The following is a 25,020-nucleotide window of genomic DNA, read 5'->3' on the forward strand; positions in this document are numbered from 1 at the left end:
GCGACGGTCCGGACACACCCGGACCTAAAAGGAGCGAAGTGGCTAAGGTCCGGGTATACGAACTCGCCAAGGAGTTCGGGGTCGAGAGCAAGGTCGTCATGGCCAAGCTCCAAGAACTCGGTGAATTCGTCCGTTCGGCGTCCTCGACGATCGAGGCGCCCGTTGTACGCAAGTTGACAGACGCCTTCCAGGGCGGCGGCAAGCCCGCCCCGCGCAAGGCTGCCCCCAGGCCCGGCGCGCCCTCACCGGCGCAGGCGGCCCGTCCGGGTCCGGCCGCTCCGCGGCCGGCTGCCCCCAAGCCCCCCGTGGCACAGGCGCCCGCGGCCCCGGCCGCGCCGGTCGCCCCGGCCGCCTCGTCGGCCCCGGCTCCGTCGGCCCCCGCGCCGGCGTCCTCCGGCCAGCGTCCGACGCCGGGCCCCCGGCCCGCGCCGCGTCCCGCCCCGGCCGTCCCGGAGTTCACCGCTCCGCCGTCGGCTCCGGCCGCCCCGGCCCAGTCCGGCCAGCGTCCGGCCTCCCAGGGACAGGGTCCGCGCCCCGGCGCCCCCCGCCCCGGCGGCCGTCCCGCGCCCGGTCAGGGTCAGCAGGACCGCGGCCACGAGCGTGGCCAGGACCGTGGTCAGGGCCAGCGCCCGGCCGCCGCGCAGGGCCAGCGCCCCGGTGGCGGCGCCCCGCGTCCGGGCGGCGCCCGTCCGGCCGGTCCGCGTCCGGGCAACAACCCCTTCACGTCCGGCGGCAACGCCGGCATGGCGCGCCCGCAGGCGCCCCGTCCGCAGGGCGCTCCGCGTCCCGGCGGCCCCGGCGGCGCTCCGGGCGCAGGCCCCCGTCCGCAGGCCCCCGGTGGCCAGGACCGTGGTCCTCGTCCGCAGTCCGCGGGCGGCGCCCGTCCGTCCCCGGGCGGCATGCCTCGCCCGCAGGGCGCAGGCCCCGGCGGTCCGCGTCCCGGCGGCGGCCCCCGTCCCAACCCCGGCATGATGCCGCAGCGTCCCGCTGCCGGCCCGCGTCCCGGCGGCGGCCCCGGCGGCCGCGGTCCCGGCGGTGCGGGTCGTCCCGGCGGCGCCGGCGGCGGTCGTCCCGGTGGCGGCGGCGGCTTCGCCGGCCGTCCGGCCGGTCCCGGCGGCGGCGCTCGTCCCGGTGGCGGCGGCGGCTTCGCCGGTCGTCCCGGCGGCGGCGGTCCCGGCGGCGGTGGCGGCGGCTTCGGCGGCGGCGGTGGCCGTCCCGGCTTCGGCGGTCGTCCCGGCGGTCCCGGTGGCCGTGGTGGCACGCAGGGCGCCTTCGGTCGTCCCGGCGGTCCCGCGCGTCGCGGTCGCAAGTCGAAGCGGCAGAGGCGCCAGGAGTACGAGGCCATGCAGGCCCCGTCGGTCGGCGGCGTGATGCTGCCTCGCGGCGCCGGCGAGACCATTCGCCTGTCGCGCGGTGCGTCGCTCACCGACTTCGCGGAGAAGATCAACGCCAACCCGGCGTCGCTCGTCGCGGTCATGATGAACCTCGGCGAGATGGTCACGGCCACGCAGTCCGTCTCCGACGAGACGCTGCATCTCCTCGCCGGCGAGATGAACTACCAGGTTCAGATCGTCAGCCCCGAGGAGGAGGACCGCGAGCTGCTCGAGTCCTTCGACATCGAGTTCGGCGAGGACGAGGGCGACGAGGACGACCTGGTGGTCCGTCCCCCGGTCGTCACCGTCATGGGTCACGTCGACCACGGTAAGACCCGACTGCTCGACGCCATCCGCAAGACGAACGTCATCGCGGGCGAGGCCGGCGGCATCACCCAGCACATCGGTGCCTACCAGGTCTCGACCGACGTCAACGGCGAAGACCGTGCCATCACGTTCATCGACACCCCGGGTCACGAGGCGTTCACCGCCATGCGTGCCCGTGGTGCCCGGTCGACGGACATCGCGATCCTGGTCGTCGCGGCCAACGACGGCGTCATGCCGCAGACGGTCGAGGCGCTCAACCACGCCAAGGCGGCCGACGTCCCGATCGTCGTCGCGGTCAACAAGATCGACGTCGAGGGCGCCGACCCGACCAAGGTGCGCGGTCAGCTCACCGAGTTCGGGCTGGTGGCCGAGGAGTACGGCGGCGACACCATGTTCGTCGACATCTCCGCCAAGCAGGGTCTGAACATCGACTCCCTGCTGGAGGCCGTGGTCCTCACCGCCGACGCCTCGCTCGACCTGCGGGCCAACCCGCACCAGGACGCGCAGGGCATCTCGATCGAGTCCCGTCTCGACCGCGGCCGTGGCGCCGTGGCGACGGTCCTCGTCCAGCGAGGCACCCTGCGGGTCGGCGACACGATGGTCGTGGGCGACGCCTACGGCCGGGTGCGCGCCATGCTCGACGACAACGGCAACAACGTCGCCGAAGCGGGCCCGTCGACGCCGGTCCAGGTCCTGGGCCTGACCAACGTCCCGGGTGCGGGCGACAACTTCCTCGTCGTCGACGAGGACCGTACGGCCCGCCAGATCGCCGAGAAGCGTGCGGCCCGCGAGCGCAACGCCGCCTTCGCCAAGCGCACGCGCAGGTTCTCCCTGGAGAACCTGGACGCCGCCCTGAAGGCCGGCGAGGTCCAGCAGCTGAACCTGATCATCAAGGGTGACGCTTCCGGTTCGGTGGAGGCCCTCGAGTCCTCCCTGCTCCAGCTGGACGTCGGCGAAGAGGTCGACATCCGCGTCCTGCACCGCGGCGTCGGTGCGGTCACGGAGTCGGACATCGACCTGGCCATGGGCTCGGACGCCATCGTCATCGGCTTCAACGTCCGTGCGGCCGGCCGCGCGGCGCAGATGGCCGAGCGCGAAGGCGTGGACGTCCGGTACTACTCGGTCATCTACCAGGCGATCGAGGAGATCGAGGCGGCCCTGAAGGGCATGCTGAAGCCGGAGTACGAGGAGGTCGAGCTCGGCACGGCGGAGATCCGCGAGATCTTCAAGTCGTCCAAGCTGGGCAACATCGCCGGTGTCCTGGTCCGCTCGGGCGAGGTCAAGCGCAACACCAAGGCCCGACTCATCCGCGACGGCAAGGTCATCGCGGAGAACCTCAACATCGAGGGCCTGCGTCGCTTCAAGGACGACGTCACCGAGATCCGCGAAGGCTACGAGGGCGGTATCAACCTCGGAAACTTCAACGACATCAAGATCGACGACGTCATCGCGACGTACGAGATGCGGGAGAAGCCGCGGGCGTAGTGCCCACGGTGCGGACCGGCCGGCGGGGAGCAGTCCCCGCCGGCCGGTCCGCCGTCCGGCGACGGGGAGACGGGGAAAACCCCGTCGAGCCGTCGCCGGGATCGTTGTACCGTTCTTGATGCCCCTGTCCCACACGGACGACAGGGCCATCGATCCCGTACCGGCGGGTGAACCGGCACATACATGTACGTGGGGACTCTGTCCTTCGATCTCCTTCTCGGCGACGTACGGTCGCTGAAGGAGAAGCGTTCCGTCGTCCGGCCCATCGTCGCCGAGCTCCAGCGCAGGTTCGCGGTGAGCGCGGCCGAGGTGGACGATCAGGACCTCCACCGCAGGGCCGTCATCGGCCTCGCCGTGGTCTCCGGGGACGCGGAACACCTGACCGACGTACTGGACCGGTGCGAACGGCTGGTCGCCGGCCGCCCCGAAGTGGAGCTGCTGTCGGTCAGACGCCGCTTCCACGGCGAAGACGACTGACCGACCAGAGAACGTAAGAGAAGAAAGAACGGGAGACGGACCAGTGGCCGACAACGCGCGCGCCAAGAGGCTTGCGGACCTCATCCGAGAGGTGGTGGCCCAGAAGCTGCAGCGCGGGATCAAGGACCCGCGGCTCGGCTCCCACGTCACCATCACGGACACCCGGGTCACGGGTGACCTCAGGGAAGCGACCATCTTCTACACCGTGTACGGGGACGACGAGGAGCGGGCCGCCGCGGCCGCCGGCCTGGAGAGTGCCAAGGGCATCCTGCGCTCCGAGGTGGGCCGCGCGGCGGGCGTGAAGTTCACGCCGACCCTGGCCTTCGTCGCCGACGCCCTGCCGGACAACGCCCGCACCATCGAGGACCTCCTCGACAAGGCGCGCATGTCCGACGAGAAGGTGCGCGAGGCGTCCGCGGGCGCCGGGTACGCGGGCGAGGCCGACCCGTACCGCAAGCCCGGCGACGACGAGGACGACGCCGCCGAATGAGCAAGCAGACCCCGCCCGACGGCCTCGTCATCGTCGACAAGCCGTCGGGCTTCACCTCGCACGACGTCGTGGCCAAGATGCGCGGCATCGCCAGGACCCGCCGCGTCGGCCACGCCGGCACGCTCGACCCGATGGCCACCGGCGTCCTCGTCCTCGGCATCGAGAAGGCGACCAAGCTCCTCGGGCACCTCGCCCTCACCGAGAAGGAGTACCTGGGCACCATCCGCCTGGGCCAGAACACCCTCACGGACGACGCGGAGGGGGACCTCACCTCCTCGGCCGACGCCTCCAAGGTCGCCCGGGACGCCATCGACGCCGGCATCGCCAAACTGAGCGGCGACATCATGCAGGTGCCGTCCAAGGTCAGCGCCATCAAGATCAACGGCGTGCGCTCGTACAAGCGGGCCCGCGACGGCGAGGACTTCGAGATCCCGGCCCGCCCGGTGACCATCTCCTCCTTCTCGGTGTACGACGTCCGTGACGCCGTCGCCGAGGACGGCACCCCCGTCCTCGACCTGGTCGTCTCGGTGGTCTGCTCCTCCGGCACCTACATCCGCGCCCTCGCCCGCGACCTGGGCGCCGACCTCGGCGTCGGCGGCCATCTCACCGCCCTGCGCCGCACCCGCGTCGGCCCCTACAAGCTGGACTCGGCGAAGACGCTCGACCAGCTCCAGCAGGAGCTGACCGTGATGCCGATCGCGGAGGCGGCCGCCGCCGCGTTCCCCCGCTGGGACGTCGACGCCAAGCGCGCCCGGCTGCTCCTCAACGGCGTCCGCCTGGAGCTGCCCGACGAGTACGCCGAGGCCGGTCCCGTCGCCGTCTTCGACCCCGAGGGCGGCTTCCTGGCCCTGGTCGAGGCGCAGAAGGGGAAGGCGAAGAGCCTGGCCGTGTTCGGCTGAGGCGCTTCTCTTCTTGCCCGTGGAGCGGCGAACACGGGGTTGTGCTGCGCCGCCGCTCCACGGTCCCCCCTCGGTTCCCCCACCCCTAGGGTGTATCCAACCGCCCCCGTTCATTCACCCGTCCGGGCAGGCGCTCGGAGTGAACCGAGGGAGCGCAGGGGGGCGCGTTCATTCCGCGATCTGTCCCGCTGATCATCCGGCCCCTACCGTCGAACGGAGGGCACGCGGGCGCGGCGGGGAGGTACCACGATGGCGGGACGGGACCCGCGGACCGGCGGCGGCCACCGCGCACCCACCGAACCCACGGGCGTCTTCCCCGCCCATCCGGACCATCCGGACGCCTTCCACGCACAGCTGGACGCCTCCCTCGTCCGCATCCGCGACCTCGCCGGCCGCCCCCGCGGCACCGGCTTCGCCGCCGACCACCACGGCACGGTCCTCACCAGCCACGAGGCCGTCGACGGCCTGCCCCGACTCGTCCTGTACGGCGCAGGCGACCGCAGCTGCGTCGTGACCGCCGACGCCGTCACACCCCTCCCGGAGCTCGACCTGGCCCTCGTCCGCACCGAGGGACTCGGCGCGGACCCGCTCCCGGTGACCGTGCGCGACCACGTCGAGACCGGCACGTACGTCAGACTGCTCGCGGGCTGCTGGCGCGAGGCGCGGGTGCTGGCCGAGGCGACGGTCACGTACACGGCCACGGACCGCTTCCACCTGCTCGACGGCGCGCTGGAGCTGGCGATCGGCACGGCGGGCCGGGACGCGCTGCGGCTGGGCGGGGGCGCGGCCGGCGGACCGGTGCTGGACGCCGCGACCGGCACGGTCGTCGCCGTCCTGGGCACCGCCCTGCAGTCCGACCACCGGGACGTCGGCTTCGCCGTCCCGCTGCGCCCCGCCGCGGGCCCACTGGCCGAGCTCCTCGCCCGTAACGCGGCGACCGTCCCCGCCTACGGCGCCGACCTCAACCTGGCGGGCGTCCTGGAGCTCACGGCCACCTCGGTGGGCTCGGACGGCCTGCCGGGAGCGCTGTCGGGCTGCCTCGGCCGGACCGACGGCGGATCTTTCGGCTCCGTCGGCTCCGTCGGTTCCGTCGGTTCCGTCGGTTCCGTCGGTTCCTTCGGTTCCTTCGGCGCGACGGTCGCACCCGTCGAACGCGCCGTCCCGGCCCGGGAGTTCGCCGCGTTCGCGACGAGCCCGGCGGCCGTCCTCGCCCTCGTCGGCGCCCCCGGCAGCGGTCGTACGACGGAACTCGCGGCCCTCGCCGCCCGCCGCAACCGGGGCCCCCGACCGCAGCCCACGCTGTGGCTGCGCGGCGCCGACCTGAGGGACGAGGACGCCTCGGTCGCGGACGCGGCCCGCAGGGCGTTGGTCCGGGCGGGACGCATCGTGGCCGCCGGCGCCCCTGGTTCCACCGGCGCCTCCGGCGGCTCCGGCGTCCTCGGGGACATCGGCGTCGAGCGGCTCGCCCGGCTCGCCCGTGCCGAAGGGCGGCCGTTGCTGCTGCTGCTCGACGGGCCCGAGGAGATGCCTCCCGTGCTCGCGCACCGGCTTTCCGAGTGGACCGACGGGACGGTCGAGTGGCTGCGGGAGAGCGGGGCGCGGCTGGTGGTGGCGTGTCGGGCGGAGTACTGGGAACGGGCGGGCGCGGAGTTCCCGCCCGGGACGCTGTACGGGACGGCGCAGGGAGGCGAAGAGGCGCGGGACGCGCTGCCGCCCTGCGTCCCGCTCGGCGACCTCACCCCCGACGAGGCCCGGGAGGTCCGCGCCCGTCACGCCGTGCCCGACACCGCGCTCGCCGCCGCCGACGCCCGACACCCCCTCACCCTCCGTCTGCTCTCCGAGATCCGCGCCGCCCTCCCCGACGCCCCGCCCGCCGCCGCCCCCGTGGACCGCGACGACGTCCTCTCCGCCTACCTCGACCTGATGTGCCTGCGTGTGGCCGTGCGCCTCGCCGCCGAGAACGGTCTGCGCGGCGCCGCCGTACGACGGCTCGCGGCGAAGGTCTCCGGGCAGGTGCACGAGGCCGCCCGCCGCAGTCTCGGGCCGGGGCAGGGAGAGCTGGACCGGGAGTCGTTCGAGGCGGTGTTCCCCTGGGGTCCGGCGCCCGCCCGGCTCGGCGGCGGCACCGGCTGGGCGTCCGCCGTCCTCACCGAGGGGCTGCTGGTGCCCGCGGGCGACGGCTACCGGTTCGCCCACGAGGAACTCGCCGACTGGATCCAGGGCGTCCACCTCGACCTGGACGAGGCTTTGCGTGCCCTGGTCCACCGCCGACGCACCCCCGACGACCGCCCTTCCCTCCCCGTCCCGCACCACCGCATCGGCCCCGTCGTCCAGGCCCTGCTGCTCCTCGCCCGCCAGCACGGCACACCGCAACTGGCCGAGCGTCTGCGCGAGTTGGCCCACGCCCTGGACGCCGACCCGGGCTCGTGGTGGGCCGCCCGGCTGCTCGCCGAGACCCTGCTGCGCGTCCCGGACGCCACCCCGTACACCGACGTCCTGCGGATCCTCGCCGACCGGATCGTCGGGGGAGGGGCGGGGGCGGAGGAGACCGGCGGCCGTGCGGAAGCCGGTGGGCGGGCTGAGTTCGGCCATGCCTTCTGGACGCGGCTCGTCCTCGCGCCCGCCGCCCGTCTCGACCTCCTGCGCCGCCTGGTCCTCGCCGACGCGGCCCCGGGCGATGCGGGCGATGCAGGCCATGCGGGCGATGCGGGCCATGCGGGCGCCGCGCCGCCCCGCTATCTCGACGCCGTCGCCCGGCTTCTCGCCGCCGACCCCACCGCCGTACAGCCGCAGCTCGTCCGGTGGTTCGACGACGAGCGGGCGTTGCCCGCGACCCCGCACGCCACCGTGGCGACGGCCGCGCAGGCGTTGCTGCACACGCATCGGCACCGCGCCCTGGACGATCTCGCGGAGGTGCTCGTCGACCGAACGCACCGGCGGGCCGACGAGCTGCTGGCCGTGCTGGCGGAGGAGGAGCCGTCCGCGCTGTGCCGGGCCGTGGACCGATGGGCGCGCGACGAGCGGCCGTACCGGCGGGTCGCGGCGATGGACTACGGGCTGCGCGCCGCCCCGCACGTGACGACGGACGCCGACCGCCGGCTGCTGCGGTACGCGGCCCTCGCCCTGCTCGCCCGCCCCGCCGACGACGCCCTGCACGGCGGCGCGCTCGCCCTGCTCGTACGGGATCCGCGAAGCCGGGACCGGCATCTCCCGCGGGCGTTGGAGCGGTTCGGGGACGGCGATCCCCAGCTGCCGCCGAGCGCGCTGTTCGCCGCCCTGACCACGCACCCCGAGCCGGTCCTGGAGGCCTTCCGGACCCGGCTGCGCCGCCCCGACGCGGACGCCGGCCGCATCCTGCGCACGCTCGCCGACGTCACCACGTCCCCGCTCGCCCGCCGGGTCGCCGCCCTCGTCGGGGAGGTGTCGGCGGACCGTCCGGAGACCGCAGGCGCCGTGGCCGGGTACGTCGACCGGCGCCTCGACCACGGCCCCGCCGCCCGCGCCGTCCTCCTTCCGCTGGTCACGGGCCTGCTGGACGGCGGCGGCCCGGAGCCCGTACGGGCCGCCCTGGCCGTCGTGCTGGCCGCGCCCGGCACGCCCGACTCCCGGCCGCTGCGCCGTGAACTGCTGGAGTTCCTGCTGGCGCACGAGCACGCCCCGGAGGTCCTGGACGCCGTCCTGCACGCGGCCGGGGAACGGACAGGGGAGGACCTGCGGGCCCTCGTCCACCGCACCGGCCTGCTCCTCGTCCGCACGCCGGACGGCGCGGCCCGCTTCGACCGCGGACTGGTCGACCTGGCCCGGCACGTCCCCGGGTTCGCCGCGCAGGTGGTGGACTGGCTCACGGACGCGCCGGGGGAGTGGGCGGCCGTGGTCGGCCCCAGCGCGCGCCGCATGATCGAGAACCTGGCGGGGGTGCGGGTGCCCGCCTGACCGTGCATCGGGTCACACCCCCATGCCGATGCGGGCCGGGAGCACCCGGCATGGCACTCTTAGAGCTGCGTAAGAGGCAAGGAAACATACGGACACGGGTTCGAGGAGAGCGGTCACAGTGCAGCGCTGGCGTGGCTTGGAGGACATCCCCGAGGACTGGGGACGCAGCGTCGTCACCATCGGCTCCTACGACGGGGTCCACCGCGGGCACCAGCTGATCATCCGGCACGCCGTGGACCGCGCCCGCGAGCTGGGCGTCCCCGCCGTCGTCGTCACCTTCGACCCCCACCCCAGCGAGGTCGTCCGCCCCGGCAGCCACCCGCCGCTGCTCGCCCCGCACCACCGCCGCGCCGAACTGATGGCGGAGCTCGGCGTCGACGCGCAGCTGATCCTCCCCTTCACGCAGGAGTTCTCCAAGCTGTCCCCGGCGGACTTCGTGGTCAAGGTCCTGGTCGACAAGCTGCACGCCAAGGCGGTCGTCGAGGGCCCCAACTTCCGCTTCGGCCACAAGGCCGCGGGCAACGTCGACTTCCTCACCGAGCAGGGCAAGGTCTACGACTTCGAGGTCGAGGTCGTCGACCTGGTGCTGTGCGGCGAGGCGGGCGGCGGCCAGCCGTTCTCCTCGACCCTGACCCGACGCCTCGTCGGCGAGGGCGACGTGGCGGGCGCCGCGGAGATCCTCGGCCGGCCGCACCGTGTCGAGGGCGTCGTGGTGCGCGGGGCGCAGCGGGGGCGGGAACTCGGCTTCCCCACGGCGAACGTGGAGACGCTGCCGCACACCGCGATCCCGGCCGACGGCGTCTACGCCGGCTGGCTGCACGCGGACGGCGAGGCCATGCCGGCCGCGATCTCCGTCGGCACGAACCCGCAGTTCGACGGCACCGAGCGCACGGTGGAGGCGTACGCCATCGACCGCGTCGGCCTCGACCTGTACGGCCTGCACGTCGCCGTCGACTTCCTCGCCTTCGTGCGCGGCCAGGCGAAGTTCGACTCGCTGGAGGGTCTGCTGGAGCAGATGGCGGTGGACGTGCAGCGCTGCCGGGAGCTGGTGGCGGCGGAGTAGCCGACCTGTTCCACGGCTGTTTCTGCGTCTGTTCCCACGACGAACGAAGGGCGGCCGGTGTCCTCGGACACCGGCCGCCCTTCGTTCGTCTACTGCCGCTACTGCCTCACTGCTGCGGGGGCTGCGGCTGGTGGGGGTAGCCGTAGCCCGCGGGGGGCTGCGGGGGGTACGGCTGGCCGGGCTGCGGAGGCTGGGGATGCTGTTGCGGGTACGGCTGGCCCGGTTGGGGCTGCGGCGGGTACGGCTGGCCCGGGATCTGCTGACCGGGGTAGGGCTGTCCCGGCGTGGGCTGTCCGGGCATGGAGTGGCCCGGCATGGGCGGGGAGGCCACCGGCGGCGGGTTGCCGTCGTTGGTCCACAGGCCGTGCATCTGCTGGTGCCGGACGAAGTCCTCCGCGACCATCGCCGCGAGGTTGAAGTAGGACTCCCGCACCTTCGGCCGCATCATGTCGAGGTCGACCTCGGCGCCGGCCGCCAGATGCTCGTCGAACGGTACGACGACGACGCCCCTGCAGCGGGTCTCGAAGTGCGACACGATGTCCTCGACCTTGATCATCTTGCCGGTCTCGCGGACCCCGGAGATGACGGTGATGGACCGAGAGACGAGTTCGGCGTACCCGTGCGCCGACAGCCAGTCCAACGTCGTGCTGGCACTGCTCGCACCGTCCACCGACGGCGTGGAGATGATGATGAGCTGGTCGGCGAGGTCGAGCACCCCGCGCATCGCGCTGTACAGCAGGCCGGTGCCCGAGTCGGTGAGGATGATCGGGTACTGCTTGCCGAGGACGTCGATCGCGCGCCGGTAGTCCTCGTCGTTGAAGGTCGTGGACACGGCCGGGTCGACGTCGTTGGCGATGATCTCCAGACCCGAGGGCGCCTGCGAGGTGAACCGCCGGATGTCCATGTACGAGTTGAGGTACGGGATCGCCCCGACGAGGTCGCGGATGGTGGCCCCGGTCTCGCGCCGCACCCGGCGGCCGAGCGTGCCGGCGTCCGGGTTGGCGTCGATCGCGAGGATCTTGTCCTGCCGCTCGCTGGCGAGGGTGGAGCCGAGCGCGGTGGTGGTCGTGGTCTTGCCCACACCGCCCTTGAGGCTGATGACGGCGATGCGGTAGCAGGACAGCACCGGCGTCCGGATCAGCTCGAGCTTGCGCTGCCGCTCGGCCTCCTCCTTCTTTCCGCCGATCTTGAAGCGGGAGGAGCCTGCGCCCGGTCGGCCGCTCTTCGCCTTCTGCTTCTTGTTGTTCAGCAGCCGGTCGGAGGACAGCTCCACGGCAGCGGTGTAACCCAGCGGCGCGGCACCGGGGTTGACCGGCTGCCGATGGTCGTGCTGGATCGGCTGCGGCCAAGCGGCTCCGGCCCGGGGGTCGAGGGGCTGCTGGGGAGGCTGCGGGGCCTGAGGGAGCTGGTAAGCGTCAGGGGCGGGGGGTTGGGGGGCTTGCGGAGCGGCCGGAGCGGTTCCCTGCGGGGGTTGGAGGGGGAAGCCCTGGGGCGCGTTCAGGGGTGCGTTCTGCGGGGGGCCCTGGGGGAATCCCTGAGGGGCGCCCTGGGGACCGCCCTGCGGGCCGGCCGTCGGGGGCTGCGCGTCCGCTTGCGGCGGGATGCCGGGGTGGGCGGGGTACGGCTGGGGGGCGTGCGGTGCGTGGGGCACTTGCGGCGCCGGGGGCTGGGGGAAGCCGTAGCCGCCGGGGGCGGCCGGAGGCGTGGGCGCGGACGGCTGCGGGAAACCGTAGCCGGGCTGGCCGTGGGGGGCAGGGGGCTGGGACTGCGGCGGCTGGGGCTGGGGTTGGGGCTGCGGGAAGCCGTAGCCCGGCTGCTGGGCGGGGGGTTGCTGCGCTGCCGCCGGTTCCGGGGCGGGTGGCTGGGGGAAGCCGTAGCCGGGCTGCGGCGCCGGCGGGGCGGGCTCCGGGGCCTGCTGGTTCTGCTGGTTCCAGGCCGGTGGCGCAGGCGGGGCCGCCTGCGGCTGGGCCGGCCACTGGGCGGCAGGAGCGGGCGCGGCGGGCTGATACGACGGCGGCAGCGGGGGCAGTTCGCCCGGCGAGGCGGGCGGGGGAGTCCAGGCGGGCGGCGCGGCGGGGACGACGTCCTGGGGCGCGCTGTCCTGAGGCTCGGGGGCCTCCGCGTCCGCGGGGACGGCGTCCTGAGGCTCGGGGACGGCGACGGGGACGGCGTCGGAGGGAACGGCATCCGAGGGAGCGGCGTCCGAGGGGCTGGATGTGTCTGTGGGGACGGCGTCCGACGGTTCGTCGGTGACGGAGTCGTCCTGCGGCACGGCGTCCTCGACGGCGACGGCGTCCTGGACGACGGCAGCACCCCCGGGCTCCGCGTCCGTCACGGCCTCGGCGTCCTGAGGCGCGGCGGCCTCGGACACGACCTCGGCGGGCCCAGCGGCGTCGACCTCGTCGGCCGTACCGTCGATCGCGGGCTCGGCCTCCACATCGACATCCGCCGCCGAGTCCGCGGCGGCCTCGCTCGCACCCGAGTCCGCCTCAGGCACGGCCTGCGAACCGTCCGCTGCGACCTCCGAGGCCTCAGCGGGCCCGTCGGCAGAGCCGTCGCCGTCCTCGGCCTCCACCGAAGCGGCGTGCTCCGCGATCTCCCGCTTGAGGGCGACCGCCGAGAAACGCATCGTGGCGCCGCTCTCCAGGTCCCCGTTGCCCGAACCGTCCTCCTCGGCGGCCTGCGGCCCCTGGGGCTCGAACCCGCCGTCCGTCGGAAGTCCGGGCACGGCGACCGGCTCCCCGACGGGGGGAGCGGCAGGCGCGGAGGGCGGTACGGAGGGCGGTACGGGGGGCGCGAACGGCAGCCCGAGCCCCTGGCCCGGCGGCGTGAACGGCACACCCGGAGCCGGAGCCGGACCCGGGGCAGGAGGCACAGGCGGTGCGAACGGCGCCCCAGGCCCGGCGGCGGGCACGGGCGGCGCGAACGGCAGTCCCTGGACCCCCGGGACCGGTGGAGCCGGCGGCGCGGGCGGGGCGAACGGAGCCTCCGGCGTGCCCGGCGCGCCAGGCACCGCAGGGTTCGCGTCCGCAGCCCCCGTCGGGCCTCCCGCCGTACCCCCGCCCGCGTTCTGCGTGTACCAGGCGGGCGGTGCGTAGTCGATGGTGAACTCGCCCGTCGTCTCGATGGCGGACTCCGCGTCGGGCTGGTCATCGCCGGGTGTGGCCCAGCCCCCGCGGTTCCCGTCCCGATCGCTGCTCACAGTTCCTCCTGATGTGGTCGAGCACCCTCATGCCGTGCCGGGGCGACCGTTTTCTTGTCGTCCGAAGTGGTTCGAGGCGGTCTGAGGTCGTCCGATGCGTCGGCCCTCCCCCGGAGACGTCGACGCCCACCCCAAGGCTTTTTTCGGCGTCGCGTCCCGCACCAGCCTAATCATCGGACGCCCCGCCTCGGCAGGCCCGCCCACCCCTCAGAACCAGTCCACCACGTCACCAACTCCCCGATGGGGGAGCCCGAGTTCATCACGTCACCCAACAAACCGGCCAAAACGTCCGAAGTGCCGCGCAGGGACGGCGAAGAAGCTGTCACCAAGCCGTCACCAAACCGCCTGACAGCTGTTCGGCGTCCGCCTCAGTCCGCCTCAGTCCGCCTCAGTCCGCCTCAGTCCGCCTCAGTCCGCCTCAGTCCGCCCAGTCCACTCGGTCCATCCGCCGAGGCGTGCCCAGCAACCCGATCTCCGCATCCGTGGGCTGCGTCCTCACATGCTGCCGGTCGCGGTCGGCGCACCACAGGGTGAGGCCGTCGACGAGCGTGGGCAGTGCCTCCACATCCCCCTGGGGGAGCGTCAACATCCGGCTCAATTCCCCGGCTTCGTCCGGCGTGATCCGCTGCACGCCGACGAGCCGGGCCTGTCGCAGCAACCGCGGGGCGGTCGGACTGCGACACGGCAGCAGCGCCGGCACGGACTGCCAGGACCCGGAGGCGACGTCGAGGCGGGCGAGTGCCGCGCTGACGTGCCGCGCTGACGTGCCGCGCTGACGTGCCGCGCCGACGTGCCGCGCTGACGTGCCGCGCCGACGTGCCGCGCCGATGTGCCGGGCCGCGCCCAGGACGTCGTGTGCCGGGCGGGCAGCGGCGCCAACTGCCGGCGACCACCTCGGCCGACTCGTAGGACAGCACGTCGGCCGTCTCCTCGTATTCCGCCCGATGTTCCGATTCCAGCCGCAACGCACCAGGCTGTACGACGGGGGAGAGGTCGCCGTCGGTCCCGGTGGGCTCGCCGGGGGCATCTCGAGGAGGAGTCCGGGGGAGCGAGACGCCGCTGATCGTGAGGAAGCCGGCGTTGGAGCGCGCCCGCCGTCAGCGGTTCCCGCTGTTCCACGGGACCGGCACGAGAGGGTAAGTACCGTCCGCCACCCCGTGTCACGGGGCCGCGGGCCGCCGCGCGATCCTACTGACTGCTCGTGCGACGAACGGGCGGTAGGGTGCCGGATGTTCGCGTGAGCACACGCTAACAGGGCAGAAGCAGCCGGGATGTTCCGGGCGATTCCGGAGCGGACACGGGACCTTCACACCGCCGACGCGGAAGCATCGCGAGCGGAAGCATCGCGAGCGGAAGCATCGCGAGCGGATGCGTGATGGGCGGAAGCAGCACTGAAGCATCACTGAGGGGGAGCAGCAGGTGAGCATCACGGCCTCCGCGGCAGCCACCGGAGGAGGGCGCGCGACGGGCGTCGCCGCAGCGGGGACGGGCCTCGGCTTCTGCCGGGTCACGATCGTCGCGCCCGACAGCCGGATCGACGTGGCTCTGTCCGACGACATCCCGGTCGTCGACCTCTCCCCGGAGATCCTCCGGCCCGCCCGGCAGACCCCTGCCGAGGGCGACCCGGTCGGCTACCACCTCGTACACCGGGACGGAGCCGTCCTCGACGGCGACCTCCGCACCCTGCGCCCCTCCCCGAGTCGCCGCCGCCCGCCGTCCAGGACGACGTGTCCGAGGCGGTCGCCGCGGCCGTGACCCGCGGGCACACCCTGTGGTGCGGCGACCTCCTGGGACGGTTCACGGAGATCGCCGAGAGCTTCGTCCCGGTGACCCTGCCGACCCTGGTGCCGTCGGCCCTGGCCGTCTTCGACGTGTACACGGCCGCCCGGTCGATGACCGGCTGACCCGCCCGCCCACTGCGACGCCGACAGCCAACGGAAAGGAACGTCGAGCGTGAGCTTCGGCCCACCCCCCTCCCTCTACACCCAGTCGACCGTGACCGCGGAGGCCCTCCAGCGCACGCGCCGCCGCAAGTGGGCGGTCGGCCTGCTCGCGCTCGTCCTCGTCGCGGCGCTCGGCGTCGGCGGCTGGCTGCTCCGTTCCGGCGCCGACGACGGCACGAAGACCTCGGACCAGCCGGTCGCCGCCGGCCAGGGACGCCTCGACGTCCGGGAGTCGGTCGAGGAGCCGCCCGCGAGCACCGTGGGCAAGATGGCCTTCCGTTTCTCCGTGGACGACATGGGCCCCGGCGAGCACTTCGAGCTGCCGGGCATGTGGGCCACGGACAAGATCCTCGCCAAGGGCATCAACAAGACCGTCGTCGGCCTCACCGTCGGCACCGACGCCTCCCCCGGCGACGAGAAGTGGAAGCTCCCCCTCGACGGCCCGATCTGCGGCTACACCCGCCATGTCACCGGCGACAACCGCACGGCCGTCCTCTTCCGGGCGAACGACCGCGGCGGCGCCTACTGCAACCACGTGGCCTTCTTCGACCTCGACGACGGCCGCGAGGTCTGGGAGGGCGACTTCCCCTACTCCCAGTACGGCGACGACCCGGGCATGGCCACCGGCGGCGACGACCAGGACGCCCCGAGCGTGACCCTGACCCACGGCACGGTCGTCGTGACCTGGGGCGGCGGCACCGACGCGTACAGCATGGACACGGGCAAGCGCCGCTGGCGTACGACGTCGACCGGCGCCTGCCAGGACATGGGCGCGGCCGGCGGAGGCGCGCTCATCGTCCGCCAGCAGTGCTGGAACGACGACGAGAGCCTCCCCGTCGACTCGCTGGAGCGCGTCGCCTACAAGGCCCGCAAGATCGACCCGAACACCGGCGACGTCCTGTGGACCTACTCCGCCGCGAAGGGCATCCGGGACCTCGACATCCCCTCCGCCGAACCGGCCGTCCTCGCCGTCCAGGCCGGCGAGATCGGCATCTCCGAACTGCTCTCCCTCGACGCCGAGGGCGCCGACCGGGCGACGATCCGCCTCCAGAACGGCACCTACGTGGGGGAGTGCTCGACGTACGACGACTACCTCGTCGTAGACGACTGCCCGACCATCGCCGTCGGCGCCGACCAGGTCTTCCTTCGCAGCAAGGAGACGGGTGACAAGGCCGACGCCAACTGGATCGTCGGCTTCGAGCTGGCCACCGGCAACACCACCAAGAAGTTCGACTCCGGCCCGGGCTCGCTGCTGTACCCGGTGCGGATGAGCGGCGGCCGGCTCCTCGCCCTGCGCGAGAGCGACGACCACATCGCGCCCACGGCGCTCGTCGGCCTGGACCCGAAGACGGGGAAGGAGACCCCGTACTTCTACTTCAACCTGCCGGCCGAGGCCGAGACGATGACCATGACGGAGTACAACGACATCCTCGTCCAGGACGGGCGCGTCTTCTTCGGCAGGAAGAAGGTCGACGGCCCCACCGCCGACGAGCCGAAGTGGATCTACCTGGTCCTCGGCATCGAGAGCACCGGGAGCACGGGGAGCGCCGGGAGCACGGAGAACGCGCGGAACGGCGAGAACACGGAGAGCACGGGGAACGGCAAGAGCACGGAGAACGCGGGGAACGGCGAGAGCGGCGCGTCGCGCACGCCGTGACCGCTGCACGGCGGCGGCCGGCCCCGGGGTGTCCCGAGAGCCGGCCGCCGCCGCGGCCAGGGTGCGACTACCGCGCGGCTACGGGGCCTCCGCCGCCTGCCCGCCGTTGTGCGGCGCGGGCTCCAGATCGAACTCGCCGTCCCGGGCGCCCAGCACGAAGGCCCGCCACTCCGCCTCCGTGTAGCGCAGCACGGTGTCCGGGTCGAGCGACGACCGCATCGCCACCGCCCCGTCGGGCAGCTCGGCGATCTCGACGCGCTCCTCGTGCTCCTCCGCGCCGGGCGCGCACGTCCACACGACGCCGGAGATGTCGAGCGCGTACAGCTCGTCCCGCTCCCGCTCCTTGCGTGCCTTGATCTCCGCTTGCGTCTCCGTCTCCGCCATCCCGCAGCGACCCCTTCCCCATGTACGGTCCACGGTGCGGTCCACTTTCGACCGCGATCGACCCACGATCGATCCGGGCAGTCACCCTAGTCGCCCCCTCCGCTCCACCGGGCGGATCCGATACCGGGGCGAAGTTGCCCGCCACCTCCTGGTACCCTGGCTGACGGCCGTTTGTGTACGCACCCCCGGAACCCCTCAGGAAACCCTGACCGGTCCCGGAGGCCGCGCCCAGCGGATCCCCGCCTCCCGAGTTACCGAAGCTCCCCCGAGACAAAGACCGGGGGCACTCGGCGGCCACCCACAGACTACGAGGAGTACGCGTGTCGCTCGACGCCGCTACGAAGAAGCAGATCATCGGCGAGTTCGGCCAGAAGGAGGGCGACACCGGCTCCCCCGAGGTCCAGGTCGCCATGCTCTCCCGTCGGATCTCCGACCTGACCGAGCACCTCAAGACCCACAAGCACGACCACCACTCCCGTCGTGGTCTGCTCATCCTGGTCGGTCAGCGCCGTCGGCTGCTGCAGTACCTGGCCAAGAAGGACATCCAGCGCTTCCGTGCGCTGGTCGACCGCCTCGGCATCCGCCGCGGTGCGGCCGGCGCCAAGTAAGACGCCATGAAGGGAGCGGTTCCCCTGATCATCGGGGACCGCTCCCTTTGCCGTATGTGGGGAAACATGCGGAGTGTCACTCACTCTTTGTAGTGTGGTAGCACAACGCAGTACGAACGACGCAGAACAAAGCACGCAGAACAGAGCACGAGGAGAGGCGCGAAGCGCACCAAGCCGCCGCCGGTCCTCGGTAGTGGCCCCCGGGGGAAGAGCCCCGGGTGCTTCGATCGAAGACCGGCCCGCACCGCACGGAGCGCTTCTCCGCCACCGTCCCCCTGCCACACGGGCAGCCACGGGACGAAAGACGACAAGTAACGGAGAAAACGCTAGTGGAGAACGAGACCCACTACGCCGAGGCCGTCATCGACAACGGCGCCTTCGGCACCCGCACCATCCGCTTCGAGACGGGCCGCCTGGCCAAGCAGGCCGCCGGCTCCGCCGTGGCGTACCTGGACGACGACACCATGGTGCTGTCGGCCACCACCGCCTCCAAGAACCCCAAGGACCAGCTCGACTTCTTCCCCCTCACGGTGGACGTCGAGGAGCGGATGTACGCCGCCGGCAAGATCCCCGGCAGCTTCTTCCGCCGTGAGGGCCGCCCCTCCGAGGACGCGATCCTCACCTGCCGCCTGATCGACCGCCCGCTGCGCCCGTCCTTCAAGAAGGGCCTGCGCAACGAGATCCAGGTCGTCGCCACGATCATGGCGCTCAACCCCGACCACCTGTACGACGTCGTCGCGATCAACGCGGCCTCCGCGTCCACGCAGCTGGCCGGTCTGCCCTTCTCCGGCCCGATCGGCGGCGTCCGCGTCGCGCTGATCAACGGCCAGTGGGTCGCCTTCCCGACGCACACCGAGCTCGAGGACGCCGTCTTCGACATGGTCGTCGCCGGTCGCGTCCTGGAGGACGGCGACGTCGCGATCATGATGGTCGAGGCCGAGGCCACCGAGAAGACCATCCAGCTGGTCGCGGGCGGCGCCGAGGCGCCGACCGAAGAGGTCGTCGCCTCCGGTCTGGACGCCGCGAAGCCCTTCATCAAGGTGCTCTGCAAGGCCCAGGCCGACCTCGCCGCCAAGGCCGCCAAGCCCACCGGCGAGTTCCCGGTCTTCCTCGACTACCAGGACGACGTCCTGGAGGCGCTGTCCGCCGCCGTCCGCCCGGAGCTCGCCTCCGCGCTGACGATCGCGGGCAAGCAGGACCGCGAGGCCGAGCTGGACCGCGTCAAGGCGCTCGCCGCCGAGAAGCTCCTGCCGGAGTTCGAAGGCCGCGAGAAGGAGGTCTCCGCCGCGTACCGCTCGCTCACCAAGCAGCTGGTCCGCGAGCGCGTGATCAAGGAGAAGAAGCGCATCGACGGCCGTGGCGTCACGGACATCCGTACGCTCGCCGCCGAGGTCGAGGCCATCCCGCGCGTGCACGGCTCGGCGCTGTTCGAGCGTGGCGAGACCCAGATCCTGGGCGTCACCACCCTCAACATGCTCCGGATGGAGCAGCAGCTGGACACCCTCTCCCCGGTGACCCGCAAGCGCTACATGCACAACTACAACTTCCCGCCGTACTCCGTCGGCGAGACCGGTCGCGTCGGCTCCCCCAAGCGCCGCGAGATCGGCCACGGCGCGCTCGCCGAGCGCGCCATCGTGCCGGTCCTGCCGACGCGCGAGGAGTTCCCCTACGCGATCCGTCAGGTGTCCGAGGCCCTCGGCTCCAACGGCTCGACGTCCATGGGCTCGGTCTGCGCCTCCACCATGTCCCTGCTGAACGCCGGTGTGCCCCTCAAGGCCCCCGTCGCCGGCATCGCCATGGGCCTGATCTCCCAGGAGATCAACGGCGAGACGCACTACGTCGCCCTCACCGACATCCTCGGTGCCGAGGACGCCTTCGGCGACATGGACTTCAAGGTCGCCGGCACCAAGGAGTTCGTCACCGCCCTCCAGCTGGACACCAAGCTGGACGGCATCCCGGCCTCCGTCCTGGCCGCCGCTCTCAAGCAGGCCCGTGACGCCCGCCTCCACATCCTCGACGTGATGATGGAAGCGATCGACACGCCGGACGAGATGTCCCCCAACGCCCCGCGGATCATCACCGTCAAGATCCCCGTGGACAAGATCGGCGAGGTCATCGGCCCGAAGGGCAAGATGATCAACCAGATCCAGGAGGACACCGGCGCCGAGATCACGATCGAGGACGACGGCACCATCTACATCGGTGCCCAGGTCGGCTCGCAGGCCGAGGCCGCCCGCGCCACGATCAACGGCATCGCCAACCCGACCATGCCGGAGGTCGGCGAGCGCTACCTGGGCACGGTCGTGAAGACGACCACCTTCGGTGCGTTCGTGTCGCTGCTCCCGGGCAAGGACGGTCTGCTGCACATCTCGCAGATCCGCAAGCTCGCCGGCGGCAAGCGCGTGGAGAACGTCGAGGACGTGCTCGGCGTGGGCGCCAAGGTCCAGGTCGAGATCGCCGAGATCGACTCCCGCGGCAAGCTCTCCCTGATCCCCGTGATCGAGGGCGAGGAAGGCTCTGAGGACGACAAGAAGGACGACGGCGACAAGTGACGTCCCGTAGCTCCACGACGACGGCCCGCACCTCTTCGGAGGCGCGGGCCGTCGCCCGTACGCAAACCCTGATCAAGGGGGCCGCCGGCATCGGAACGGTCCGCAAGACCACCCTCCCGGGCGGCCTGCGCATCGTCACCGAGACCCTGCCGTCCGTCCGCTCCGCGACCTTCGGCATCTGGGCGCACGTCGGCTCCCGCGACGAGACCCCGTCCCTGAACGGCGCCACGCACTACCTGGAACACCTTCTCTTCAAGGGCACCGGGCGCAGGTCCGCGCTGGACATCTCCTCCGCGATCGACGCGGTCGGCGGCGAGATGAACGCGTTCACCGCCAAGGAGTACACGTGCTACTACGCACGCGTGCTCGACGCCGACCTGCCGCTCGCCATCGACGTGGTCTGCGACATGCTCACGGGCTCCCTCATCCTCGAAGACGACGTCAACGTCGAGCGCGGCGCGATCCTCGAAGAGATCGCGATGACCGAGGACGACCCCGGCGACTGCGTGCACGACCTGTTCGCGCAGACGATGTTCGGCGACAACCCCCTCGGCCGCCCGGTCCTCGGCACCGTCGACACGGTCAACGCCCTCACCGCCGACCGCATCCGCCGCTTCTACAAGAAGCACTACGACCCGACCCACCTCGTGGTCGCGGCCGCCGGCAACATCGACCACAACACGGTCGTACGCCAGGTCCGCGCGGCCTTCGAGAAGGCGGGCGCCCTCAAGAACCCGGACGCCGCGCCGATCGCCCCGCGCGACGGACGGCGCACCCTGCGCACCGCCGGGCGCGTCGAGCTGATCGGCCGCAAGACCGAGCAGGCGCACATCGTCCTGGGCATGCCGGGCCTGGCCCGCACGGACGAGCGCCGCTGGGCGCTGGGAGTCCTCAACACGGCCCTCGGCGGAGGCATGTCCTCCCGCCTCTTCCAGGAGGTCCGGGAGAAGCGCGGCCTGGCCTACAGCGTGTACTCGTACACCTCGGGCTTCGCCGACTGCGGTCTCTTCGGCGTGTACGCGGGCTGCCGCCCCAGCCAGGTCCACGACGTGCTGAAGATCTGCCGCGACGAACTCGACCAGGTCGCCGCCGACGGTCTCACCGACGACGAGATCGGCCGCGCCATCGGCCAGCTCAGAGGCTCCACGGTCCTCGGCCTGGAGGACACGGGCGCGCTCATGAACCGCATCGGCAAGAGCGAGCTGTGCTGGGGCGAGCAGATGTCCGTCGACGACATGCTCACCCGGATAGCCGCGGTGACCCCGGACGAGGTCCGCTCCGTGGCCCGCGACATCCTGGGACAGCGCCCGTCGCTGTCGGTCATCGGCCCGCTCAAGGACAAGCAGGCCGCCCGGCTGCACGACGCGGTCGCCTAACTCACCCGTAAGGAAGCAGGAACATGAGCAAGCTGCGCGTGGCGGTCCTCGGCGCCAAGGGCCGGATCGGCGCCGAGGCGGTACGGGCGGTCGAGGCCGCCGAGGACATGGAACTGGTGGCCGCCCTGAGCCGGGGCGACAAGCTTGAGACGCTGGCGGAGAGCGGCGCCCAGGTCGCGGTCGAACTGACCACCCCGGACTCGGTCATGGCCAACCTCGACTACTGCGTAGGGCACGGCATCCATGCCGTCGTCGGCACCACGGGCTGGACCGACGAGCGCCTCGCGCAGCTGACGGGCTGGCTGGAGCGGTCCCCGGAGACGGGCGTGCTCATCGCGCCCAACTTCTCCATCGGGGCCGTCCTGACCATGAAGTTCGCGCAGATCGCCGCGCCCTACTTCGAGTCCGTCGAGGTCGTCGAGCTGCACCACCCGAACAAGGTGGACGCCCCCTCCGGCACCGCCACGCGCACCGCTCAGCTCATCGCCGAGGCGCGACGCGCGGCCGGCACGGCCCCCGCACCGGACGCCACGGCGACCGCTCTGGACGGCGCGCGGGGCGCGAACGTGGACGGCGTCCCCGTCCACGCGGTCCGGCTGCGCGGCCTCCTGGCCCACCAGGAGGTCCTGCTCGGCGGGGAGGGCGAGACCCTTACGGTCCGCCATGACTCGCTGCACCACAGCAGCTTCATGCCGGGCATCCTGCTCGGAGCCCGCCGGGTGGTGACGACTCCGGGCCTCACCTTCGGCCTGGAGAACTTCCTGGACCTGGGCTGACCGGGAAACCGCACACGACATGCGAGCCAAGCTCTCCTACGCCGTCACGGCCGTCGCCCTGGTCTTCTACTTCGTCCTGGTCGGCAGCCGCGGCGTCATGCTCATACAGACCGGCACCCTCCTGACCGTCACCTTCGGTGTGGCGGTGCTGATCCTGCCGGTCATCGGTGTGTGGTTCCTGTGGAAGAACACCCAGTTCGTCCACCGGGCCAACGCCCTCGCCGCCCAACTCGACGCCGAGGGCGGTCTGCCCGTCGACGAGCTGAAGCGCACCGCCGGCGGCCGTATCGACCGCGACTCGGCCGACGAGGTCTTCGCCAAGCGCAAGGCCGAGACCGAAGCGGCCCCCGACGACTGGCGCACCTGGTTCCGCCTCGCCGTCGCCTACCACGACGCCCGCGACACCCCCCGGGCCCGCAAGGCGATGCAACAGGCGATCGCACTGCACCGGTCCGCTGCCTGAATCCGCTCACCACGTCGCGCTCACCACGCCCGCTCACCACGTTCCGCTCACAAAGCAGTGGGGCCCGGTCCGCACCCACGGACCGGGCCCCATCACTTCGTTTTCGCCTCAGCCGCGCCGGTTCTCCGCGGCCCACGCCTCGATCGAGTCCGCGGCCCGGTCGAACGCCTCGGCCCGCCCCAGGAAGTCGGCCCCGTGCGTCGTCAGCAGCGCCGCACCGCCCTGCGCGGCCCGATCCTGCCGTACGAGCGTCAGGGCCTGTCCCTGCACGGTCCGCGGCAGGCCCAGCCAGCGCACCGGCTGCTGCACCGTACGGACCGCGGTGACCCGATCCCACGGCGTCGTCCGCGTCCTGAGGAAGCCGACGTGCCGCAGCCCGCGCGTGCTCACCCACACGCCCATCCGCAGCAGCCGCAGGGCGGCGACGATCACCAGCACCGAGACGCCGAAGACCACCCCGCCCTCCGACAGCGAGCCGGTCAACGCGATGATGACCGCCGCGAACAGCACGTACGAGGCGAGCAGCAGCGCCAGCGCGGCCACCGCGACCCGCCAGGGCCCGGGCCGGTAGGGGCGCCGCCAGCGCTCACGGTCGTCGAAGGGCAGGGCGACGTCGTCGGCTGCCTCGAACGCGCGGTCGGCCGTCAGGAAGGGCAGGGGCACGGCTGGTCCTCACTCAATCCATGCATGGGCTGTGCCCGGTGAGGCTATCCGGCAGGGTCCGCGCCCACCACCTTCGGGGGTCCGGAAGAGTCAGCGCCCCTCGGACGTCCGGGACGCCTGCGACTGCTGCGTCTGCGAGGAGTGGTCCAGGCTCAGCGCCGGCATGCCGATGACCAGCGAGCCCACCAGCGCGGCCACGATGGTGAGCCCCAGCAGCCAGCGCCCGGCCATCTGGCCGACGGAGGACCGCTCACGGGGTGGGGGAGTGACGTTGCTCCGGAACCTGTCGGCTTCCGCGAGGAAGGCGAACGGGACGGGTTCACGCCGACGGAACATCAGGGGGACCGCACCTTTCGGGGGAGAACAAAACGGCTTCACCGACACAGACGAGCGGCCGTCGCAAAAGGTGCCCATCGCGCAGAAATCGCTGGGGCCGGGCACCGCCCGAGCCGTGCCGGGTCCCCCGTAGAGTGGGCGCGAACCGCAGATGTGATGGGAAGGACCCCTCGTGACGCCCGCCGACGATGCCAAGCCGTCTCTCCGCAGTGATGTCACTGTTCAGCTGGTGAAATCCAGCGCATCGGACTCCGATGTCCTCTTCGCTGCTCGTGTCTCGACGGTCGGCGAGCAGTCCCTGGACGAGCTGGGCAAGGACCCGGAGCGCTCCAAGGGCTTGATCAACTACCTGATGCGGGACCGCCACGGAAGCCCCTTCGAGCACAACTCGATGACCTTCTTCATCAGCGCCCCGATCTTCGTGTTCCGCGAGTTCATGCGCCACCGCGTGGGGTGGTCCTACAACGAGGAGTCGGGCCGCTACCGGGAGCTGGATCCGGTGTTCTACGTGCCCGGCGAGTCGCGCAAGCTCGTCCAGGAGGGACGTCCCGGAAAGTACGTCTTCGTCGAGGGGACCCCGTCCCAGCACGAGACGGTCCGCAACGTCCTCGACGAGTCGTACCAGCAGGCGTACGCCGCCTATCAGAAGCTGCTCGCCGAGGGCGTCGCCCGCGAGGTCGCCCGCGCGGTCCTCCCGGTCGGCCTCTTCTCCTCGATGTACGCCACCTGCAACGCCCGCTCGCTGATGCACTTCCTCGGCCTGCGCACCCAGCACGAGCTGGCCAAGGTCCCGTCCTTCCCGCAGCGCGAGATCGAGATGGTCGGCGAGCTGATGGAGGCGGAGTGGGCCAAGCTCATGCCGCTCACCTACGCGGCCTTCAACGGCAACGGTCGCGTCGCCCCGTGACGAAGGCCTGTTCTCCCTCGCGGCACACATGTGCGGTTCATCCGTGTGAAGTGTCCGTATTGCGGCATTTGGAGAAGTTCATCTAGCCTGATCAAACGGACCCGGC

The 25,020-nt window shown here is 72.4% G+C and carries 18 protein-coding genes and 2 pseudogenes; 15 read left to right on the forward strand and 5 right to left on the reverse strand.

Annotation, left to right across the window (positions count from 1 at the left end; translation table 11 throughout):
• The first annotated feature begins 38 nt into the window (after positions 1-38).
• The 6 genes from infB (at position 39) to OG562_RS31350 (ending at position 10,047) form a co-directional block, all read left to right on the forward strand.
• The gene (infB, locus tag OG562_RS31325) at positions 39-3,185 is read left to right on the forward strand and encodes a translation initiation factor IF-2 (RefSeq protein ID WP_266403894.1); all 3,147 of its coding nucleotides are present in this window, start codon (positions 39-41) and stop codon (positions 3,183-3,185) included.
• 183 nt (positions 3,186-3,368) lie between these two features.
• Positions 3,369-3,662, forward strand: coding sequence for a DUF503 domain-containing protein (locus OG562_RS31330; RefSeq protein WP_266403895.1), 294 nt, complete (start codon positions 3,369-3,371; stop codon positions 3,660-3,662).
• Positions 3,663-3,705: 43 nt separating this feature from the next.
• Positions 3,706-4,152 carry a 30S ribosome-binding factor RbfA gene (rbfA, locus tag OG562_RS31335; protein WP_266403896.1) on the forward strand — a complete coding sequence of 149 codons (447 nt, stop codon included), beginning with the start codon at positions 3,706-3,708 and terminating at the stop codon, positions 4,150-4,152.
• Positions 4,149-5,051 carry a tRNA pseudouridine(55) synthase TruB gene (truB, locus tag OG562_RS31340; protein WP_266403897.1) on the forward strand — a complete coding sequence of 301 codons (903 nt, stop codon included), beginning with the start codon at positions 4,149-4,151 and terminating at the stop codon, positions 5,049-5,051. Before rbfA ends, truB begins: the two co-directional genes overlap by 4 nt.
• Before the next feature lie 249 nt (positions 5,052-5,300).
• A complete protein-coding gene (locus tag OG562_RS31345) occupies positions 5,301-8,984 on the forward strand; it encodes a trypsin-like peptidase domain-containing protein (protein ID WP_266403899.1) in 3,684 nt (1,227 codons plus the stop codon).
• Between the two features lie 118 nt (positions 8,985-9,102).
• Positions 9,103-10,047 carry a bifunctional riboflavin kinase/FAD synthetase gene (locus tag OG562_RS31350; RefSeq protein WP_266403901.1) on the forward strand — a complete coding sequence of 315 codons (945 nt, stop codon included), beginning with the start codon at positions 9,103-9,105 and terminating at the stop codon, positions 10,045-10,047.
• A gap of 106 nt (positions 10,048-10,153) precedes the next feature.
• Here the strand turns inward: OG562_RS31350 and OG562_RS31355 are convergent, their stop codons facing one another.
• Together OG562_RS31355 and OG562_RS31360 are read right to left on the reverse strand one after the other, a co-directional pair.
• The gene (locus tag OG562_RS31355; RefSeq protein ID WP_266403902.1) at positions 10,154-13,249 is read right to left on the reverse strand and encodes an SCO5717 family growth-regulating ATPase; all 3,096 of its coding nucleotides are present in this window, start codon (positions 13,247-13,249) and stop codon (positions 10,154-10,156) included.
• A gap of 418 nt (positions 13,250-13,667) precedes the next feature.
• Positions 13,668-13,992: pseudogene (locus OG562_RS31360) on the reverse strand (hypothetical protein); the annotation flags it as partial.
• A gap of 676 nt (positions 13,993-14,668) precedes the next feature.
• Here OG562_RS31360 and OG562_RS31365 point away from each other — a divergent pair.
• From OG562_RS31365 to OG562_RS31375, 3 genes and pseudogenes are all read left to right on the forward strand, one after another.
• Positions 14,669-15,036 (forward strand): annotated as a pseudogene (locus OG562_RS31365) (EsaB/YukD family protein); the annotation flags it as partial.
• A 39-nt stretch (positions 15,037-15,075) separates the two neighbouring features.
• Positions 15,076-15,153 carry a hypothetical protein gene (locus OG562_RS31370; RefSeq protein WP_266409627.1) on the forward strand — a complete coding sequence of 26 codons (78 nt, stop codon included), beginning with the start codon at positions 15,076-15,078 and terminating at the stop codon, positions 15,151-15,153.
• Between the two features lie 49 nt (positions 15,154-15,202).
• Complete coding sequence (locus tag OG562_RS31375; protein ID WP_266403904.1) at positions 15,203-16,849, forward strand: PQQ-binding-like beta-propeller repeat protein; 1,647 nt, start codon at positions 15,203-15,205, stop codon at positions 16,847-16,849.
• Between the two features lie 78 nt (positions 16,850-16,927).
• Here the strand turns inward: OG562_RS31375 and OG562_RS31380 are convergent, their stop codons facing one another.
• A complete protein-coding gene (locus OG562_RS31380; RefSeq protein ID WP_266403906.1) occupies positions 16,928-17,233 on the reverse strand; it encodes a DUF397 domain-containing protein in 306 nt (101 codons plus the stop codon).
• A 320-nt stretch (positions 17,234-17,553) separates the two neighbouring features.
• Here OG562_RS31380 and rpsO point away from each other — a divergent pair, with 320 nt between their 5' ends.
• From rpsO to OG562_RS31405, 5 genes are all read left to right on the forward strand, one after another.
• Positions 17,554-17,841 (forward strand): 30S ribosomal protein S15, encoded by a 288-nt coding sequence (rpsO, locus tag OG562_RS31385; protein ID WP_073494901.1) that lies wholly within the window; start codon positions 17,554-17,556, stop codon positions 17,839-17,841.
• A 329-nt stretch (positions 17,842-18,170) separates the two neighbouring features.
• Positions 18,171-20,393, forward strand: coding sequence for a polyribonucleotide nucleotidyltransferase (locus OG562_RS31390; protein WP_266403917.1), 2,223 nt, complete (start codon positions 18,171-18,173; stop codon positions 20,391-20,393).
• Positions 20,390-21,769 (forward strand): pitrilysin family protein, encoded by a 1,380-nt coding sequence (locus OG562_RS31395; RefSeq protein ID WP_266403919.1) that lies wholly within the window; start codon positions 20,390-20,392, stop codon positions 21,767-21,769. Before OG562_RS31390 ends, OG562_RS31395 begins: the two co-directional genes overlap by 4 nt.
• Positions 21,770-21,792: 23 nt before the next feature.
• The gene (gene dapB, locus OG562_RS31400; protein ID WP_266403920.1) at positions 21,793-22,545 is read left to right on the forward strand and encodes a 4-hydroxy-tetrahydrodipicolinate reductase; all 753 of its coding nucleotides are present in this window, start codon (positions 21,793-21,795) and stop codon (positions 22,543-22,545) included.
• A gap of 19 nt (positions 22,546-22,564) precedes the next feature.
• Positions 22,565-23,008 (forward strand): hypothetical protein, encoded by a 444-nt coding sequence (locus tag OG562_RS31405; protein WP_266403921.1) that lies wholly within the window; start codon positions 22,565-22,567, stop codon positions 23,006-23,008.
• A gap of 108 nt (positions 23,009-23,116) precedes the next feature.
• On the opposite strand, the gene OG562_RS31410 is transcribed toward OG562_RS31405, so the two are convergent.
• The gene (locus OG562_RS31410; RefSeq protein WP_266403922.1) at positions 23,117-23,671 is read right to left on the reverse strand and encodes a hypothetical protein; all 555 of its coding nucleotides are present in this window, start codon (positions 23,669-23,671) and stop codon (positions 23,117-23,119) included.
• Positions 23,672-23,761: 90 nt separating this feature from the next.
• A complete protein-coding gene (locus tag OG562_RS31415) occupies positions 23,762-24,007 on the reverse strand; it encodes a hypothetical protein (protein WP_266403923.1) in 246 nt (81 codons plus the stop codon).
• A 172-nt stretch (positions 24,008-24,179) separates the two neighbouring features.
• Here OG562_RS31415 and thyX point away from each other — a divergent pair, with 172 nt between their 5' ends.
• Complete coding sequence (gene thyX, locus OG562_RS31420) at positions 24,180-24,914, forward strand: FAD-dependent thymidylate synthase (protein ID WP_266403924.1); 735 nt, start codon at positions 24,180-24,182, stop codon at positions 24,912-24,914.
• Positions 24,915-25,020: the final 106 nt, after the last annotated feature.

The sequence above is a fragment of the Streptomyces sp. NBC_01275 genome, from assembly GCF_026340655.1.
In the GTDB taxonomy this organism is placed as follows: Bacteria; Actinomycetota; Actinomycetes; order Streptomycetales; family Streptomycetaceae; genus Streptomyces.

What these genes read in the sequence shown, in the direction of transcription:
- OG562_RS31330 (WP_266403895.1), top strand. Translation starts at nt 3,369, where the DNA reads ATGTACGTGGGGACTCTGTCCTTCGATCTCCTTCTCGGCGACGTACGG.
- truB (WP_266403897.1), top strand. Translation starts at nt 4,149, where the DNA reads ATGAGCAAGCAGACCCCGCCCGACGGCCTCGTCATCGTCGACAAGCCG.
- OG562_RS31345 (WP_266403899.1), top strand. Translation starts at nt 5,301, where the DNA reads ATGGCGGGACGGGACCCGCGGACCGGCGGCGGCCACCGCGCACCCACC.
- OG562_RS31380 (WP_266403906.1), bottom strand. Translation starts at nt 17,233, where the DNA reads ATGGCGGAGACGGAGACGCAAGCGGAGATCAAGGCACGCAAGGAGCGG.
- dapB (WP_266403920.1), top strand. Translation starts at nt 21,793, where the DNA reads ATGAGCAAGCTGCGCGTGGCGGTCCTCGGCGCCAAGGGCCGGATCGGC.
- OG562_RS31405 (WP_266403921.1), top strand. Translation starts at nt 22,565, where the DNA reads ATGCGAGCCAAGCTCTCCTACGCCGTCACGGCCGTCGCCCTGGTCTTC.
- OG562_RS31415 (WP_266403923.1), bottom strand. Translation starts at nt 24,007, where the DNA reads ATGTTCCGTCGGCGTGAACCCGTCCCGTTCGCCTTCCTCGCGGAAGCC.